Below are 17,673 nucleotides of genomic sequence, written 5' to 3'. Positions count from 1 at the left end.
TCCGGACGGGTGGAACGACCGGGATGGTGCTTTGTCCGGTAATGGCAACCCCGACGTTCGGTTCGCTCAAATTCAGTGATCGTTAACCGGCTTTCCGAGCACGCACGATGAGCGAAACTCGGTTAGGCTGCGGACCATGTGTGGAATCGTGGGTTACGCCGGCGCGCGCCCGGCGCTCGGCATCGTGCTTGACGGACTGCGGCGTCTCGAATACCGCGGCTACGACTCGGCCGGTGTCGCCGTGGTCTGCGAGGACGAGCTGCTGACCGAGAAGAAGGCCGGCAAGCTCGCGAACCTGGAGAAGGTCCTCTCCGAGCGGGCGGCGGACAACCCCGAGGACTGCGCCGCCAGCCCGATCGGCATCGGCGACGGCACCACCGGCATCGGCCACACCCGGTGGGCCACGCACGGCGGCCCGACCGACCGCAACGCCCACCCGCACCTCTCCCCGGACGGCCGCGTCGCGGTGATCCACAACGGCATCATCGAGAACTTCGCGAAGCTCCGCACCGAGCTGGAGGACGAGGGGGTCGAGTTCGCCAGCGACACCGACACCGAGTGCGCCGCGCACCTGATCGCCCGCGCGCTGGCCGACCTGCGCTCGGCCGGTGAGACCGACAGCCCGCAGCTCCTGGCCGCCGCCATGCGCGTGGTCTGCGCGCGCCTGGAGGGCGCGTTCACGCTGCTCGCCGTCGACGCCGGCATCCCCGGCGCGGTGGTCGGCGCCCGGCGCAACTCGCCGCTGGTGGTCGGCCGTGGTGACGGCGAGAACTACCTGGCCAGCGACGTCGCCGCGTTCATCGAGCACACCCGGGACGCGGTCGAGCTGGGGCAGGACCAGATCGTGCTGATCACCCCCGACACCATCGACATCACCGACTTCGACGGTCAGCCGGCCAGCGGCAAGGACTTCCACATCGACTGGGACTCGTCGGCCGCCGAGAAGGGTGGCTACGACTGGTTCATGCTCAAGGAGATCGAGGAGCAGCCGCAGGCCATCGCCGACACGCTGCTCGGCCGGCTCACCGAGAGCGGCGAGATCGCCCTCGACGAGGTCCGCCTCAGCGAGCAGGACCTGCGCGACGTCGACAAGATCTTCATCGTCGCCTGCGGCACCTCCTACCACGCCGGCCTGGTCGCCAAGTACGCGATCGAGCACTGGACCCGCATCCCCTGCGAGGTGGAGCTGGCGAGCGAGTTCCGCTACCGCGACCCGGTGCTGGACCGGTCCACGCTGATCGTGGTGATCTCGCAGTCCGGCGAGACGATGGACACGCTGATGGCGCTGCGCCACGCCAAGGACCAGAAAGCCCGCGTGCTGGCCATCTGCAACACCAACGGCTCCACCATCCCGCGCGAGTCCGACGCGGTGCTCTACACCCACGGCGGCCCGGAGATCGCTGTCGCCTCGACCAAGGCGTTCCTCACCCAGGTCGTGGCCTGCTACCTGATCGGCCTGCACCTGGCCCAGGTGCGCGGCATCAAGTTCGCCGACGAGGTGGGCGCCGTGGTGGCCCAGCTCCAGGAGATGCCCGGCAAGCTGCGCGAGCTGCTGGACCGGATCGAGCCGGTCCGCGAGCTGGGGCGTGAGCTGAAGTCCGAGCCGACCGTGCTGTTCATCGGCCGGCACGTGGGCTACCCGGTGGCGCTCGAAGGCGCGCTGAAGCTCAAGGAGCTGGCGTACATGCACGCCGAGGGCTTCGCCGCCGGCGAGTTGAAGCACGGCCCGATCTCGCTGATCGACAAGGGCACGCCGGTCATCTGCATCGTGCCCTCGCCGGTCGGCCGCGGCATGCTGCACGACAAGGTCGTCTCCAACATCCAGGAGGTACGCGCCCGGGGCGCCCGCACCATCGTGATCGCCGAGGAGGGCGACCAGGCGGTGGTCCGCTACGCCGACCACCTGATCTACGTGCCGCGTACGCCGACGCTGCTGGCGCCGCTGGTGACCACGGTGCCGTTGCAGGTGCTGGCCGCCGAGATCGCCGCCGCCCGCGGGCACGACGTCGACCAGCCCCGGAACCTGGCCAAGTCGGTCACGGTCGAGTAGCCGATCTCGTCCACGGTCCCTCCGCCCGTCCACCGGGCGGAGGGACCGCGCCGTCTCCGCCTGCTCACCGGCCCAGCACGATCCGGGCCATGCCGTCCAGCGCCGGGTTGTCCGGATCCCAGTAGCCGGTGTGGCCGTGCGGAGCGCTCGGGAAGCGCCGGCCGCCGAAGCCCGGCGCGCTCGGGTCGGCGCCGAACCAGAGCCGCTCGCCGTGCCCGTCGAGCACGGCGAGCGCCGGACCGAGCGGCGTACCGGCGAGCAGCGCGCGGCGGGCCAGCTCGTCCGGCGGGCGGGCCAGCCGGATCACGTCGTCCGGCGCGGTCGACGACCAGACCTGACCGGCGGGCATCCGCAGGTCGGCGGCGTGGTCGACGCCGACCCCCGGCGAACCGACGAAGACCAGCGCGTCCGCGCCCAACCCGTGGTCGCGGGCGGCGGCGCCGACCACGAGCGAGCCGTAGCTGTGCCCGAGCACCGTCTGCCGGGCCGGTGGGCCCTCGTGCGCGGCCCGCAGCCCTTCCTGGAACCGGTGCAGCGCCGGGCCGGCGTCCTCGGCCTGCCGGGTGCCCGCCGCCTCGGTGAGGAAGTCGGGCGCGTCGTAGTCCAGCCAGAGCACCGCCGCCGCCTCCTCGCCCGGCCCGAGCGCCGCGCACCGCTGCAACACCCGGGCCGCCCGGCCCAGCTCGGCCGGCGCGTCGGCGAGATCCGAGGTCATGCCCGGGACGTAGGTGAGCACCGAGGACGCGCGGTCCGGGTTGCCGAGCGCCACCACCGCGCGGCCGTCGCCGGCCGGATCCAGACCCAAGAGGTACGCCCGGGGCGCCCCGCCCGCGGCCAGCCGCTCGGTGAGCCCGTCCAGCCCGCGCAGCGACGCCTCGACAGCGGCGAGCCGGACCCGCCGGGACGCCTCCAGCGGCCCGGCCGGAAGCGGGTGCCGCAGTGCGAGCCGCCGCACGAGCAACTGCTCCCGCCGGTCGCCGAGCAGCAGCCGGTTCGCCTGGTCCCGGGCGGCGGCCGGAAGCCCGTCGAGACGCCCGATCCGGTCCGGTTCCCGCCCCACCAGCCAGCGCCGCTCGGCCGCGCTCAGACCGGCCCACCAGCGGCTCACCTCGGCCGGACCGGCACCGGGCCCGGGCCGCCACGCGGGCGGGACGCTGACCCAGCCGCGCACCGCTGCGGTGGTCAGTTCCGTCAGCCGCCCGGCCGCCTCCCGGTCGGCGGCGCCGGCGAGCGTCAGCGCGCCCCGGATGCCGGCCCGCGCGTGGACCACGGCCGGCCCGGGCTGCGCCACCCGGGCCGGGTCGGGCCGGACCGCGCCGGTGCGGTCGACGCGCAGGCCACCGGACTCGGCGCGGGCCACCTCGGCGCCGAGCCGCGCCTTCGCCGCGCCCAGCCGGGCACCGAGTTCGGCGAGCACCTGGTCGACCTCGACCAGTGCGGGAAGCACGTCGGTGAGGCCGGTGCGCAGTTCCCCGATCCGCCGCTGCGCCGCCGCCGAGGCCGCGCCCGACCACCCGGGGCGGAGCGCGCCGATCCGGGCGGTCAGCGCGTCGGCGCGCTGCCGTACCGGCCCGGCGAGGTTCCGCCACGCCGTCCCGGCGGTGGACCAGGCACCCGGGTCGGCCCGCCAGAGCTGCGCGTAGCCGACCGGCACGTCCGCCGCGCCGGCGGGTCCGCCGCTCACCGGAGCACCCCGGTGAGGCGGCGGGCGGCGCGTTCGTCGACCGCCTCGTAGCCGTCCGCCCCGCTGCGCAACGCCTGAGCGGTGTCGGCCACCCGGGCGCCGAGCGCGCCGGACCAGCGCCGCACCGCCGCCTCCAGGTCGCCCAGCGCGACAGCGGATCGCCAGCCGTCCGATGCCGCCACCAGCAACGACTCCGGCGCCGCGCCCGGCCCACGGGCCAGCCGGTACGCGTCGTCGGCCAGCTCGCGCGCCACACTGCGCAGCAGCTCCGGGTCGACGTCGAACGGTCTCTCCACCACGTGACCTCCCTCGCCCGGCGCCACCGGCCGGCTCCGGACACCGGGACGCTAGGCGGCACCCGGCGGTGGCCGCCGACCCCTGTGGACAACGGCCGGGGTTTTCCACAGGGCGTTTCCGCCAGGCGGTCCGCGGCGCGTACCGCCGGTAGGGTGAGGCCGTGATCGGGGAAGCCGCGGGCGGAAGCTGAGCCGGGCGCGACGAGCGGGGCGGGGTGGCATGAGACAGGTGTGGCGTGTCGCGGACGTTCGCGCGGCGGAAGCGGGCCTGATGGCCACCCTTCCGGCCGGCGCGCTCATGCAGCGGGCCGCGGCCGGGCTGGCCCGCCGCTGCGCGTTGCTGCTCGCCGACCGGGGCGGTGTCTACGGCGCCCGGGTGCTGCTGCTCGTCGGGTCCGGCGACAACGGCGGCGACGCCCTGTTCGCGGGTGTGCACCTGGCCCGCCGGGGCGCGGCGGTGACCGCGCTGCTCCTCGCGCCGGGCCGGGCGCACGCCGAGGGCCTGGCCGCCCTGCGCGCCGCCGGTGGGCGCGTGGCCGACCGGCCGCCCGCGGTGGTCGACCTGGTGCTCGACGGCATCGTGGGCATCGGCGGCACCGGAGGGCTCCGCGAGACGGCCGAGCAGCTGGCCGCGAGCCTGACCGGGCAGCGCGGGCGCGACGGCACGCCCGCCACGGTGGTCGCCGTCGACGTGCCGAGCGGCGTCGCTGTCGACACCGGCCACGTCCCGCTCACCGACGCCGGGCGGCCCCGGGCGGTCCGCGCCGACGTGACGGTGGCCTTCGGCGCGCTCAAGCCCGCACTGGTCGTCGGCCCGGCCGCCGAGCTGGCCGGAGAGGTCGAGCTGGTCGACATCGGGCTGACGCCCTGGCTGCGCGGCACACCGGCGCTCCAGGTGATCGAGCAGGCGGACGTGGCCGACTGGTGGCCGGCGCTGGGCGCGTCGTCGGAGAAGTACTCCCGGGGCGTGGTCGGCGTGGCCACCGGTTCGGCCACCTACCCGGGCGCTGCGGTGCTCTCGGTCGCCGGGGCGCTCGCCGGTCCCACCGGACTGGTCCGCTACGCCGGGAGTGCCAAGGGCGAGGTGCTGCACCAGCACCCGTCGGTGATCGCCACCGGCCGGGTCGCCGACGCCGGCCGGGTGCAGGCGTGGGTCTGCGGCTCCGGCCTGGGCACCGGCGATGACTCCGCCGCCGAGCTGCGCGCGGTGCTCGCCGCGCCGGTGCCGGTGGTGCTCGACGCGGACGCGCTCACGCTGCTCGTGGACGGCAAGCTGGCCGACCGGCTGCGCGGCCGGGACGCCCCGATCGTGGTGACGCCGCACGACCGGGAGTACGCCCGGCTCTGCGGCGAGATGCCGGGGGAGGACCGGGTCGCCGCCGCGCTGCGGCTGGCCGCCTGGATGAACGCGGTGGTGCTGCTCAAGGGCGACCGCACGGTCGTCGGCACGCCCGACGGCCGCGCGTACGTGAACCCGACCGGCACCCCGGTGCTCGCCACCGGCGGCACCGGTGACGTGCTGGCCGGGTTGCTCGGTTCGCTGCTCGCCGCCGGGCTGGCCCCGGAGCGGGCGGCCGGCGCCGCGGCGTACCTGCACGGGCTGGCCGGCCGGGAGGCGGCGCGCGGCGGCCCGGTGACCGCGCCCGACGTGGCCGTCGCGTTGCGTCCGGTACTGGCCCGGCTGGGCTGATCCGGGCGGCGCAATCCGGTGGCGACGGGCACCGCCCGCGCGGCTCACGGCTCTGATGATCACTGACGGAAGTAGGCTGGGGACATGTGGCAGTCGGAGGTGCGCGTCGACCTGGACGCGATCCGGGAGAACGTGACCCGGCTCAAGGCCGGCACCAGCGCCGAGCTGATGGCGGTGGTCAAGGGCGACGGGTACGGCCACGGCATGGTGCCGGCCGCCCGCGCGGCGCTCGACGCCGGGGCGGACCAGCTCGGCGTCTGCACGCTGGACGAGGCGCTGCGGCTGCGCGAGGAGGGCATCACCGCGCCGGTGCTGGCCTGGCTGCTCAGCCCCGGGGTGCCGCTGCACGACGGGATCACCGTCGGCGTCGACCTCGGCTGCGCCAGCCTCACCCAGCTCGACGAGATGATCCAGGCGAGCCGCCGGGCGGGCCGCCCGGCTCGGCTGCACCTCAAGATCGACACCGGGCTGGCCCGGGGCGGCGCCACCGTCGCCGACTGGCCGGCGCTGCTGGAGGCCGCCGCGAAGGCCCAGGCCGACGGCCTGGTCGAGGTGGTCGGTGTGTGGAGCCACTTCGTGTACGCGGACTCGCCCGGTCACCCCACCACCGACCGCCAGCTCGCCGTGTTCCAGGAAGGGCTGGAGATGGTGACGCGTGCCGGCCTGCGTCCGCGCTACCGGCACCTGGCCAACTCGGCGGCCACGCTCACCCGGCCGGACACCCACTTCGACCTGGTCCGTCCCGGCATCGCCGTCTACGGCCTGTCGCCGGTCGCGGGCGAGAAGTTCGGTCTGCGTCCGGCGATGACCGCCCGCGCCCGGGTGATGCTCACCAAGCGGGTGGCGGCCGGCACCGGCGTGTCCTACGGCCACACCTACCTCACCGAGCAGGAGGCCAACCTCGCGGTGGTGCCGCTCGGCTACGCCGACGGGGTGCCCCGGCACGCCTCCAGCACCGGGCCGGTGCAACTCGCCGGCAAGCGCCGGACCATCTCCGGTCGGGTCTGCATGGACCAGTTCGTGGTCGACTGCGGCGACGACGAGGTGGCCGACGGCGACGTGGCGACGCTGTTCGGCAGCGGGGCGGACGGCGAGCCCACCGCCGACGACTGGGCCGAGGCCGTCGGCACCATCAACTACGAGATCGTGACCCGCTTCGGTGGCGTGCGCGTGCCCCGCGTCTACGACGGCGAGCGCGCATGAGTGTCCGGTTGCCGCGACCGCGTACCGCCGCCGGCAAGGTGGCCGGGCTGGTCGGCGCCGCCGTCGGCGTGGCCGCCGCCGGGCTCGCGGCGGGCGTGGTCAGCGAGCGGGTGCTGGTCCGCCGGCTCAAGAACGACCCGGCCGACCGGTACGCCGGCGAGCTCTTCGGCGAACAGCGCTACGACGAGGCGTACCGGCTGGAGATGCCGGACGGCACCGACATCCACGTGGAGGTGGTCGAGCCGGCCCGCCCGGTCGCCGGGCACCCGACGGTGGTGCTGGTGCACGGGTTCTGCCTGGACATGGGCACGTTCCACTTCCAGCGCAAGCGGCTCGCCGAGCGCGGCGACTACCGGGTGGTCGCGTACGACCAGCCGGGGCACGGCCGTTCCGGCCGGCTGGAGAGCGGCGAGTACGACCTGACGGCGCTGGGCCACACGCTGCGCCGGGTGCTTGACGAGGTGGCCCCGGACGGCCCGCTGGTGCTGGTCGGGCACTCGATGGGCGGCATGACGATCATGGCGCTGGCCGAGCTGTACCCGGAGATGTTCGGTGACCGCGTGGTCGGCACGGTGCTGATGGCCACCTCGGGCGGCCTCGCGGCGGAGACCAAGCTGGTGGCGCCCGCGCTGCTCGGCCGCGTCGGCTCGCCGGTGCTCTACATGATGAGCAACGCCACCCGGTACGGCGGCACCGTGATCGACCGGGCCCGCCGGTCGACCTCGAACGTGGCCTGGTTGCTCACCCGCAAGTACGGGTTCGGCACCTCGAAGCCGAGCCCGGCGCTGGTGTCGTACGTCGAGACGATGAACTCGCGCACCTCGGCCGACACGGTCACCCGCTACCTGCGCACGATCGCCACCCACTCCCGGTTCCCCGCGCTGGCGGCGCTGGCCGGCACGCCGGTGCTGGTGATCGTGGGGGACAAGGACATGATCACGCCGGTGACGCACTCCGAGGAGATCGTCCGGCGGCTGCCGCACGCCGAGTTCGTGAAGATCCACGACAGCGGGCACGTGGTGATGCTGGAGCACGCCGACGAGGTGAACGCGGCGCTGGAGAGGTTCCTGGATTCGCTATGACAGTGGTCGTGGAACTGAAGACGGTCGACGACACCCACGGGTTCGGGCGGCGGCTGGCCGGTGTGCTGCGGGCCGGTGACCTGCTGCTGCTCAGCGGCCCGCTCGGGGCCGGCAAGACGGCGCTGACCCAGGGCATCGGCGCCGGCCTCGGCGTACGCGGGGACATCACCTCGCCCACCTTCGTCATCGCGCGGGTGCACCGGCCGGACCCGGAGCGGGGCGGCCGGGTGACGCTCGTGCACGCCGACGCGTACCGCCTGGGTGAGGCCGCCGACCCGCGCGCGGAGATCGACGACCTCGACCTGGACGCCTCGGTGGACGAGGCGGTGACAGTGGTGGAGTGGGGCGAGGGGATGGTCGAGCAGCTGGTCGACGCGCACCTGCGGGTACGCATCGACCGCCGCGACGACGACACCCGGGCGGTCACGCTGGAGCCGGTCGGCGGCGACTGGGCCGCCCGGGTCGCCGAACTGTCCTAGGGCTGAAGGGGCATCGTCCAGCAGTTGGAGTACGCGGTCCGCCCGGCGAGCCGGTCGGTCAGCCAGGCCACCGCGTCGCCCTGGTCGGTGATGAGCGGCGCCAGGTGGTTGGTGAGGAGCTTGTCACCGAGGTTGGGCAGGCTGACGGCCTGGTAGGTCACGTCGCCGCCCTTGCGGCACCAGTCGACCGCCAGTTGGCGGGCCTGCCGGTGGGGCACGATGTCGTCCTGGACGCCGGTCGCCACGCGTACCGGGCCGGCGGGCTTGAGCGTGCCGATGCGCTGCCGGTCGAGGACGGCCTGGGCCTCGGGCGCGGCGGCGATGACGGCGGTGAGGGACCGGCCGCCGGTGATCCACCTGCTGCTCTTGGTGAACGCGTACCGGAGGATCGCGTCACCGACGCACATGGTGGAGGTGTCCTTGAGCGCCGCCCGCCCGGCGTCGTTGACGTTCGCCTCGATGACGTCCCGCACGGCCGGGTCGGACTGGGCGAAGCCGTTGAGCGACCAGCCCAGCGCTCCCGCCAGCGCGCTGCCGTCGATGCCGCCGATGACAGCCGTCAGGTCGGCGGGAGGCGCACCGACGTAGGTGCCGGCCAGCGGCACGTCGGGCGCGTAGGCGGGCTGGAGTTCGGCGGCGGCGGCGCTGGCGCCGCCGCCCTGGCTGTAGCCGTACAGACCGACGCGGGACCGGTCGGTGACGGACGCGCCCGGCACGGTACGGGCGGCGCGGGCCGCGTCGAGCAGGGCACGTCCCTCGTCGAGGCGGTTGACGTACGTGTGCAGCCGGTCGGTCGCGCCCAGGCCGACGTAGTCGGTGACGACGACGGCGGCGCCGGTGGCGAGGAGGCGGTAGATCGCCAGTGCCTCGTAGCCGACGGAGAGGGTGTCGCCGGTGAGGGTGAGCGGATGTTGCAGAGCGAACGAGGGCGCGCACTGGTCGCCCTGTCCCATGGTGCCGGAGGCGACGGCGACCAGCGGGCGTGGTCCGGTGCCCCGCCACGCCGCCCACGGTTCGATGTAGGCGCCGGTGACGCCGACGGCCCGGCCGTTGGAGTCGGTGGACCGGTACATCAGCCGGGTGGCGGTGCCGGGCATCGGGCGGCCGTCGAGCCCGGGGATGCTCAGGCCGAGCGGCAGCGGCTCGGTGCGGATCAGCGTGCCGTTGACGGCGGGCAGGTCGGCGGGCGGGTGGTAGAAGGCGGGGATGGTCACGCCGCGGGAGACCACCGGAGCGGTGTCGTCGGCGGCCGCGGGTGCGCCGGATCCGGCCAGGTACACGGCTGCCGCCGCGGCGACGGCGAGCATCCGGACGCCTCTCGGGCGGCGGCGGGAGAGGACGGCGGAGGGCGTGCGGGGACGGGTGTTCCTACTGCTCACGGGCACTCCTAGCGAGCATCGATGGTGGTGGATGCAAGCTAGCAGCGGCGGTGTGGCGTAAGTAACTTGCCAGTAGGTTACGCTCCGGTAACTTTTGCCGCCAGTGTCCCGGCCCTGCCGCCGCCCGGGAGTGTCGGTCGCGGCTGGTATGAAGATGGCGACCGACGAGGAGAGGTTGCCGATGCCCGACGCCCCCACCCTGGACCTGCCGGCGCTGCTGCCGGAGGCCTGGCGTGCCGTGCTCACCCCCCACCTGGACCCGGCCCGCACCGCGGCGCTGGCCGAGTTCGTCGCCCGGGAGTACGCGACCGCCACCGTCTTTCCGCCGCTGGAGGACCTCTTCTCCGCCTACCGGCTGTGCGGCCCGGCCGACACCCGGGTGCTCATCCTCGGGCAGGACCCGTACCACAAGGCGGGCCAGGCGCACGGGCTGAGCTTCAGCGTGCGCGAGGGGGTGGCGGTGCCGCCGTCACTGCGCAACGTCTTCAAGGAACTGGGCGAGGACCTGGGCGTGCCGAAGCCGCGCAGCGGCAACCTCGACGGCTGGGCCGCGCAGGGCGTCCTGCTGCTCAACTCGGTGCTGACGGTCCGGCAGGCCACCCCCGGCTCGCACGCGAACAAGGGCTGGGAGGAGTTCACCGACGCCACCATCCGGGCGCTCGACGCGCTCGACCAGCGCGTGGTCTTCCTGCTCTGGGGCGGCTACGCGCGCAAGAAGGCGGCGCTCGTGACCAACCCGCAGCACGTGGTCCTGGAGGCCGGGCACCCGAGCCCGATGAACCCGCGCGGCTTCCTCGGCAGCCGCCCGTTCAGCGCGGCCAACAAGGCGCTTGCCGACGCGGGGCTGCCCACCGTCGACTGGGAGCGTTCAGCCGGCTGACCCGCCCGGCGCCTCGCCCGCCCCGGCGAGGCGCCGGCGGTACCGGGACAGCAGCTCGGCCGTGCGCCGGTCGGTCACCTCCACCTCGACCAGCGGCTCGACCGGGTACGTACGTTCACCGAGGCGGACCTCGATGGGCTCGGGCAGTTCCTCGCACATCCGGGCCCGCAGCTCGCCGTAGCGGGTCAGCCAGCGGTGCTCGCCCGGATCTTCGGGCTCCGTGTGGATGCCGCCCCACACCTGCCACCGAGCGTCCCAGCGCTGCGCGTAGATCCGATCGAGGAGCGCGCTGAACTGCGGCGAGTCCCGCCAGCGCACCGCAATCTCGACCGCGTCCACCGGCAGCGGCGCGCCCTGCAGCAGTGCCGCCGTGCCGCCCGACAGCACGTACGGCAGGTCGCCCAGGGCGTCCATGATCCGGTCCAGCCGGAGGACTTCGATCCGCTCGGCAAGCACCGTCCCGGCCATCTCGTCCAGCGCGGCGTCCAGGTGGCTGTCCAGCGGCTCGACCTCGATCCGCAGTTGCCGGCCGAGCGCGGCGAGCAGCCGTTCGGCGGCGGTCAGGCTCGGCAGCCGGTCGCCGCGTTCGATCCGGGCGATGGCGGCCTGACTGAGCCCGGACCGGGCGGCCAGAGCCTGCTGGGTGAGCCCTGCGTGTTCGCGTTCACGCCGCAAGGTCCGGGCGATTTCTCGAACGAGGCGACCCTCCGTCATCTCCGGAGAATGGCAGTCCTCTTCCTAGCCTTATGCCTCTGAGTCATATTTATGACCCAGAGGCATAAGGCTCTCACCTCTTCCCTTTGATCCGGGCGCTACGCATCGTGACCGGGCGAGCGGCGAGGGCGTGCCGGGGGCGGACGGGGCGGACGGAGCGGGCGGCTAGGCTGGCTTACCGTGCTGGTACTCGTGGTGGACTCCTCGACGCCCGCGGTGACCGCCGCCCTGGCCGAGGTCTCGGCGGACGGCGTCGCGCTCCGCGCGTCCCGGTGCACCGTCGACGCCCGCGCCCACGGCGAGCTGCTCGCGCCGCAGGTCGACGCCGTGCTGGCGGACGTCGGCGCGCGGCCCGCCGACCTGGCCGCGATCGTCGCCGGCCTCGGCCCGGGTCCGTTCACCGGGCTGCGGGTCGGGTTGGTCACCGCCGCCACCATGGGTCAGGTGCTCGGCGTACCCACGTACGGCGTCTGCTCTCTGGACGGGCTCGGCCACCCGGCGGCCGCCGGCGAGCCGGTGCTGGCGGCGAGCGACGCGCGGCGCCGGGAGATCTACTGGGCCGCCTACGACGGCGCCGGCCAGCGCCTGGCCGGCCCGGAGGTGGCGGCCCCGGCGGTGGTCGCGGAGCGGGCGCGCGAACTGGCGGTCACGGTCGCGGTCGGCGACGGCGCGCACCGGTACGCCGACGTGCTCGGGCTGCCGGTGCGCGACGAGCCGCGCTACCCGGACCCGCTGGCGCTGGCCCGTCTCGCGGCGCCGCGGATCCGCGCGGGCGCGCCCGGCGAGACGCTCACCCCGCTCTACCTGCGTCGCCCGGACGCGGTCGCGGCCACCGGCCACAAGCCGGTCCTGCCATGAGGCTGGGCCGGTTCCGCTGGTGGCACATCGACGAGGTGCTGCCCATCGAGGCGGACCTGTTCGGCGCCGAGCAGTGGTCGGCGGCGATGTTCTGGAACGAACTCGCCAACGGGCACTTCTACCTGGTCGCCACCGACGACGACGCCACCGGCGACGACGCCACCGGCGACGACGGCGCTGTGCTCGGCTACGCCGGGCTGGCCGTGTCCCCGCCCGACGAGGCGTGGGTGCAGAACGTCGCGGTCCGCCGGGACGCCCAGCGCCGGGGGATCGGCCGGCTGCTGCTGGAGGCGCTGCTCGCCGAGGCGGCCCGGCGCGGCGCCCGCAGCACGCTGCTGGAGGTCGCCGCGGACAACGCGCCCGCTCAACGGCTCTACGCCACGTACGGCTTCGAGCCGATCGGCGTACGGCGCGGCTACTACCAACCGAGCAACACCGACGCGCTGGTCATGCAGCGCAACGAGGACTGACGCGCATGGCTGACGAACCCCTGATCCTCGGCATCGAGACCTCCTGCGACGAGACCGGTGTGGGCATCGTGCGCGGGCACACGCTGCTCGCCGATGCGCTCGCCTCCAGCGTCGAGGAGCACGCCCGGTTCGGCGGCGTGGTGCCCGAGGTGGCCAGCCGCGCCCACCTGGAGGCCATCGTGCCGACCATGGACCGGGCGCTGCGCGAGGCGGGCGTCACCCTCGCCGACATCGACGCCATCGCCGTGACCTCCGGGCCGGGCCTGGCCGGCGCGCTGCTCGTCGGGGTCGCCGCCGCCAAGGGGTACGCGGTGGCGGCGGAGAAGCCGGTGTACGGCGTGAACCACCTGGCCGCGCACGTCGCGGTGGACACGCTGGAACACGGGCCGCTGCCCGAGCCCGCCATCGCGCTGCTGGTCTCCGGCGGGCACTCCTCGCTGCTGCGCGTCGACGACCTCGCCCGCGACGTGGTGCCGCTCGGCGCGACCATCGACGACGCGGCCGGGGAGGCGTTCGACAAGGTGGCCCGGCTGCTCGGGCTGCCGTTCCCCGGTGGGCCGTACATCGACCGGGAGGCGCGCGCCGGCGACCCGGCGGCGATCGCCTTCCCGCGCGGGCTGACCGCCGCGAAGGACCTGGCCGGGCACCGGTACGACTTCTCCTTCTCCGGCCTGAAGACGGCGGTGGCCCGCTGGGTGGAGGCGCGGCAGCGGGCCGGTGAGCCGGTCCCGGTCGCCGACGTGGCCGCGTCCTTCCAGGAGGCGGTCTGCGACGTGCTCGTCGGCAAGGCGATCGACGCCTGCCGCACCAGCGGCATCGACACGCTGGTGATCGGCGGCGGCGTGGCCGCCAACTCGCGGCTGCGGGCGATGGCCGAGCAGCGGGCCGGCAGGCACGGCATCCGGGTGCGTACGCCCCGGCCGAAGCTCTGCACGGACAACGGCGCGATGGTGGCCGCGCTCGGCTCGCACCTGGTGGCCGCGGGTGTCGCGCCGAGCCGGCTGGACCTGCCGGCCGACTCGGCGATGCCGCTGACAGTGGTCAGCGTGTGAGCGGGGAGGGGACCGACATGATCGTCCGCATGTGGGAGGCCAAGGCCGAGCCGTACGGCTTCGCCGACCTGATCACCTGGGTCTGCGAGACCGCGCTGCCCGAGTTCGAGCACGACCCGATGCACGTCTCCAGCGAGGTGTTCTCCTCCACCGACCACCGGCTCGTGGTCATCTCCAAGTGGCGGAACAACCCCCGGGAGCTGCCGGAGCCGCCGGCGCGGCTGATCGCCCGCCCGCCGCACAGCTGGGACTTCACCCAGGTCGACCGCTGACGCGACGGCCGTCACGACGGCCGGAATTGGTTGGCGCCCGGATCGCCCCGGCACCTAGCGTCGGTGGGTCATGCGCTTCTCACCGGCCGGCGATCCCGGCACCCCCGACGCGCGGTCGGCCACCCGATACCTCGTGTGGCTCGCCGGGCGGCACCCCGTCATCTTCGGCGCCGGTCTCGCGCTCGGCGTGATCTGGATGCTGGCCCAGGCGCTGGTGCCGGCCGTGCTCGGCCGCGCCGTGGAAGCCGGCCTGGCCCAACGCGACCCGGACGCGCTGGTGCGCTGGAGCCTGGCCCTGCTCGGGCTGGGTCTGGTGCAGGCCGTCGCCGGGATCCTGCGCCACCGCTGCGCGGTGCACAACTGGCTCGGCGCCGCCTACCGCACCGTCCAGGTGACGGTGGACGCCACCAACCGCCTCGGCGCCGCGCTGCCCCGGCGGGTCGCGGCGGGCGAGGTGGTGAGCATCGGCACCGCCGACATCGAGCACATCGGCGGCGCCATCGACATCACCGCCCGTGGCGCCGGCTCGGTGGTCGGCATCGTCACCGTCGCGGTGATCCTGCTCAACGCCTCCCAGCCGCTCGGCCTCGTCGTCGTGCTCGGGGTGCCGCTGCTGATGGCGCTCGTGGCGCTGCTGATCCGCCCGCTGCACCGGCAGCAGGCCGCGTACCGGGACTCGACCGGCCGGCTCACCGCCCGGGCCGCGGACATCGTCTCCGGCCTGCGCGTGCTGCGCGGGGTCGGCGGTGAGCCGGTGCTGTCCGAGCGCTACCGGCAACGGTCGCAGGCGCTGCGCGCGGACGGGCTGCGGGTGGCCCGGGTCGAATCGCTCCTGCAGGCCGCGCAGATCCTGCTGCCCGGCGTCTTCGTGGTGCTGGTGACCTGGCTCGGCGCCCGGTTCGCGCTGCGCGGCGAGATCAGCGCCGGCGAGCTGGTCTCGTTCTACGGCTACACCGCGTTCCTGGTCAGCCCGCTGCGCAACCTCACCGAGGCGGCCGACAAGCTGACCCGGGGACACGTCGCGGCCCGCCGGGTGGTCCGGTTGCTGCGGCTCGCGCCGGAGTTCACCGACCCGGCCACCCCGGTGCCGGTGCCGGCCGGTCCGGGCGAGCTGGCGGACGTACGCTCCGGACTCGTCCTGCGACCGGGCCGGCTCACCGCGCTGGCCACCGCCACCCCGCAGGACGCCACCGAGATCGCCGACCGGCTCGGCCGGTACGCCGACGGGGACGTCACGCTGCACGGCGTACCGCTGCGGGACGTGGCACTGGCGACGGTGCGGGAGCGGATCCTGGTGGCCGACAACGACGCGCAGCTGTTCAGCGGCGTGCTGCGCACGGAGCTGGACCCGCACGACCGGGCCGAGCCCGGCGCCGTCGAGGCGGCGCTGGCCGCGGCGAGCGCCACCGACATCGTCGAGGCGCTGCCCGGCGGCCTGGACGGCGAGGTCGCCGAACGCGGCCGGGAGTTCTCCGGCGGGCAGCGGCAACGGCTGCGGCTGGCCCGCGCGCTCGTCGCCGACCCGGAGACGTTGATCCTGGTCGAGCCGACCAGCGCGGTGGACGCGCACACCGAGGCGCGCATCGCCGAACGGCTCGGTCCGGCCCGCCACGGCCGGACCACGCTCGTCTGCACCACGAGCCCGCTGGTGCTCGGCCACGCCGACCACGTGGTCTTCGTGGAGGACGGCAAGGTCGTCGCCGAGGGCCGGCACGAGGAACTGCTCGCCGCCGAGCCGCGCTACGCCGCCACGGTGAGCCGGGAGGAGGACCGATGAGCAACGCGCTGCCCGTCGCCGACATCGCCCAGGTCCGCCGGTACGTGCGCGAGCTGATCCGCCGTCACCCGCGTGGCCTGGCCGCCGCGCTCGGCCTGCACGCGCTCGCCGCCGGGGCCGGGCTCGTCGCCCCGCGCCTGCTCGGCGACCTGGTGCAGGGGATCTCCCAGGGCATCGCCGCGACGACAGTGGACCGGGTCGTGGCGGCCATCGCCGCGTTCGTGGTGGTGCAGGCCGTGCTGGTCCGCTTCGCGCACCTGGCCTCGGCCCGGCTCGGTGAGCGGGTGCTCGCCGAGCTGCGGGAGGAGTTCGTCGACCGGGTGCTCGCGCTGCCGCTGGCCACAGTCGAGCGGGCCGGCACCGGCGACCTGCTCACCCGCACCTCGCGGGACGTCGCCGCGCTGTCCCGTACGGTCCGGTTCGCCGGGCCGGAGACGCTCATCGCGGCGCTGACCGTGCTGCTTATCCTCGGCGCGCTGCTGCTGACCGGCCCGCTGCTGGCGCTGCCCAGCCTGCTGGCGGTGCCGGTGCTGTGGGCCGGCACGCGCTGGTACCTGCGCCGCGCGCCGCAGGGCTATCTGCGGGAGAACGCCGCCTACTCGGACATCACCGACGGGATCAGCGAGACGGTCGAGGGGGCGCGGACCACGGAGGCGCTGCGGCAGGCGGCCCGCCGCCGGGCCCGCGGCGACGCGGACATCCGCCGGTCGTACGCGGCCGAGCGCTACACGCTCCACCTGCGGACCGTGTTCTGGCCGGTGGCCGAGTTCGGCTACCTGGTGCCGATGGTGGCGACCCTGCTCATCGGCGGCTGGTTCCACCTGAAGGGCTGGGCCAGCCTCGGTCAGGTCACCGCCGCCACGCTCTACGCCCAGCAGCTCACCGACCCGATCGAGCGGCTGCTCGGCTGGCTGGACGAGTTCCAGGTCGGCGGCGCCTCGCTGGCCCGGCTGCTCGGGGTGGCCGCCGAGCCGGACGAGCGCGCCAGGGCATCCGCCACGCCGGACGAGCGCGCCGCCGCTGCGGGCAGTGCGGGCGGCGACGGCCGGCTCGCCGCGCACGACGTCCGGTACGCGTACCGCCCGGGTCACGACGTGCTGCACGGCGTGACGCTGGAACCCCGGCCGGGGGAGCGGCTGGCGATGGTCGGCCCGTCCGGGGCGGGCAAGTCGACGCTGGGCCGGCTGCTGGCCGGCGTGCACGCGCCGAACGCCGGCACGGTGACGGTGGACGGCCGCCCGCTGGCCGGGATGCCCCTGGCCGAGCTGCGTACCCATGTCGCGCTCGTCAGCCAGGAGCACCACGTGTTCATCGGCACGCTCGCCGACAACGTGGCGATGGTCCGGCCGGACGCCGACCCGGAGCGGGTACACGCGGCGCTGGCCGCCGTCGACGCGCTGGACTGGGCGCTGGCCCTGCCGGACGGGCTCGACACGCAGGTCGGCGCGGGCGGCCACCCGCTCACCCCGGCGCAGGCGCAGCAGCTCGCGCTGGCCCGGCTGGTGCTCGCCGACCCGCACACGCTGGTGCTGGACGAGGCCACCTCGCTGATCGACCCGCGGGCGGCCCGGGCCCTGGAACGGTCGCTGGCGGCGGTGCTTCAGGGCCGTACCGTCATCGCCATCGCGCACCGGCTCTTCTCCGCGCACGACGCGGACCGCGTGGCGGTGGTCGCCGACGGCCGGATCACCGAGCTGGGATCACACGACGAACTGGTCGCGGCCGGTGGCTCGTACGCCGCGCTGTGGCGTTCCTGGCACGGCTGAGGACGCGCGACGGGCCCCGGC

The 17,673-nt window shown here is 74.9% G+C and carries 16 protein-coding genes; 12 read left to right on the top strand and 4 right to left on the bottom strand.

Annotated features, from left to right (window positions below):
* Positions 1-136: 136 nt before the first annotated feature.
* Positions 137-2,050: a glutamine--fructose-6-phosphate transaminase (isomerizing) gene (glmS, locus tag ACN27D_RS09615; RefSeq protein ID WP_120573122.1), complete on the top strand. Its 1,914-nt coding sequence runs from the start codon at positions 137-139 to the stop codon at positions 2,048-2,050.
* Between the two features lie 64 nt (positions 2,051-2,114).
* Here the strand turns inward: glmS and ACN27D_RS09610 are convergent, their stop codons facing one another.
* Complete coding sequence (locus ACN27D_RS09610; protein ID WP_421498945.1) at positions 2,115-3,734, bottom strand: alpha/beta hydrolase; 1,620 nt, start codon at positions 3,732-3,734, stop codon at positions 2,115-2,117.
* A complete protein-coding gene (locus ACN27D_RS09605) occupies positions 3,731-4,033 on the bottom strand; it encodes a type VII secretion target (protein ID WP_421498944.1) in 303 nt (100 codons plus the stop codon). Before ACN27D_RS09605 ends, ACN27D_RS09610 begins: the two co-directional genes overlap by 4 nt.
* A gap of 217 nt (positions 4,034-4,250) precedes the next feature.
* On the opposite strand from ACN27D_RS09605, the gene ACN27D_RS09600 reads away from it, so the two are divergent.
* From ACN27D_RS09600 to tsaE, 4 genes are all read left to right on the top strand, one after another.
* Positions 4,251-5,720, top strand: a complete 1,470-nt coding sequence (locus tag ACN27D_RS09600) for an NAD(P)H-hydrate dehydratase (RefSeq protein WP_421498943.1) — start codon at positions 4,251-4,253, stop codon at positions 5,718-5,720.
* A gap of 84 nt (positions 5,721-5,804) precedes the next feature.
* Positions 5,805-6,923, top strand: coding sequence for an alanine racemase (gene alr / locus ACN27D_RS09595; RefSeq protein ID WP_120573126.1), 1,119 nt, complete (start codon positions 5,805-5,807; stop codon positions 6,921-6,923).
* Positions 6,920-8,005, top strand: a complete 1,086-nt coding sequence (locus ACN27D_RS09590; RefSeq protein WP_120573127.1) for an alpha/beta fold hydrolase — start codon at positions 6,920-6,922, stop codon at positions 8,003-8,005. The genes alr and ACN27D_RS09590 overlap by 4 nt, the downstream gene beginning before the upstream one ends.
* Positions 8,002-8,484 carry a tRNA (adenosine(37)-N6)-threonylcarbamoyltransferase complex ATPase subunit type 1 TsaE gene (tsaE, locus tag ACN27D_RS09585; protein ID WP_121685467.1) on the top strand — a complete coding sequence of 161 codons (483 nt, stop codon included), beginning with the start codon at positions 8,002-8,004 and terminating at the stop codon, positions 8,482-8,484. The genes ACN27D_RS09590 and tsaE overlap by 4 nt, the downstream gene beginning before the upstream one ends.
* Here the strand turns inward: tsaE and ACN27D_RS09580 are convergent.
* The gene (locus ACN27D_RS09580) at positions 8,481-9,863 is read right to left on the bottom strand and encodes a lipase family protein (protein ID WP_421498942.1); all 1,383 of its coding nucleotides are present in this window, start codon (positions 9,861-9,863) and stop codon (positions 8,481-8,483) included. The two genes, tsaE and ACN27D_RS09580, sit on opposite strands and share 4 nt — an antisense overlap.
* A gap of 181 nt (positions 9,864-10,044) precedes the next feature.
* Here ACN27D_RS09580 and ung point away from each other — a divergent pair, with 181 nt between their 5' ends.
* Entirely contained in the window at positions 10,045-10,743 is a 699-nt protein-coding gene (ung, locus tag ACN27D_RS09575; protein ID WP_013288560.1) for a uracil-DNA glycosylase, read from the top strand.
* On the opposite strand, the gene ACN27D_RS09570 is transcribed toward ung, so the two are convergent.
* Positions 10,732-11,457 (bottom strand): helix-turn-helix transcriptional regulator, encoded by a 726-nt coding sequence (locus ACN27D_RS09570; RefSeq protein ID WP_421498941.1) that lies wholly within the window; start codon positions 11,455-11,457, stop codon positions 10,732-10,734. The two genes, ung and ACN27D_RS09570, sit on opposite strands and share 12 nt — an antisense overlap.
* 180 nt (positions 11,458-11,637) lie before the next feature.
* Between ACN27D_RS09570 and tsaB the strand changes: the two genes are divergently transcribed.
* The 6 genes from tsaB to ACN27D_RS09540 all read left to right on the top strand — a co-directional run bounded on the left by tsaB (position 11,638) and on the right by ACN27D_RS09540 (position 17,652).
* A complete protein-coding gene (gene tsaB / locus ACN27D_RS09565) occupies positions 11,638-12,315 on the top strand; it encodes a tRNA (adenosine(37)-N6)-threonylcarbamoyltransferase complex dimerization subunit type 1 TsaB (RefSeq protein ID WP_357896577.1) in 678 nt (225 codons plus the stop codon).
* Positions 12,312-12,785, top strand: a complete 474-nt coding sequence (gene rimI, locus ACN27D_RS09560; RefSeq protein ID WP_421498940.1) for a ribosomal protein S18-alanine N-acetyltransferase — start codon at positions 12,312-12,314, stop codon at positions 12,783-12,785. The genes tsaB and rimI overlap by 4 nt, the downstream gene beginning before the upstream one ends.
* Positions 12,786-12,790: 5 nt before the next feature.
* Positions 12,791-13,837, top strand: coding sequence for a tRNA (adenosine(37)-N6)-threonylcarbamoyltransferase complex transferase subunit TsaD (gene tsaD / locus ACN27D_RS09555; protein WP_121685463.1), 1,047 nt, complete (start codon positions 12,791-12,793; stop codon positions 13,835-13,837).
* Between the two features lie 17 nt (positions 13,838-13,854).
* Positions 13,855-14,109, top strand: coding sequence for a hypothetical protein (locus ACN27D_RS09550; RefSeq protein ID WP_091426737.1), 255 nt, complete (start codon positions 13,855-13,857; stop codon positions 14,107-14,109).
* A gap of 70 nt (positions 14,110-14,179) precedes the next feature.
* Positions 14,180-15,886, top strand: a complete 1,707-nt coding sequence (locus tag ACN27D_RS09545) for an ABC transporter ATP-binding protein (protein ID WP_121685462.1) — start codon at positions 14,180-14,182, stop codon at positions 15,884-15,886.
* Positions 15,883-17,652, top strand: coding sequence for an ABC transporter ATP-binding protein (locus ACN27D_RS09540; protein WP_421498939.1), 1,770 nt, complete (start codon positions 15,883-15,885; stop codon positions 17,650-17,652). Before ACN27D_RS09545 ends, ACN27D_RS09540 begins: the two co-directional genes overlap by 4 nt.
* The last annotated feature ends 21 nt before the right edge of the window (positions 17,653-17,673 follow it).

This window comes from Micromonospora sp. WMMD1274 (genome assembly GCF_049179035.1).
Classification (GTDB): domain Bacteria; phylum Actinomycetota; class Actinomycetes; order Mycobacteriales; family Micromonosporaceae; genus Micromonospora; species Micromonospora tulbaghiae.
Note: the sequence above shows the minus strand (reverse complement) of the source record. Positions and strands in the feature narration are given on the sequence as shown.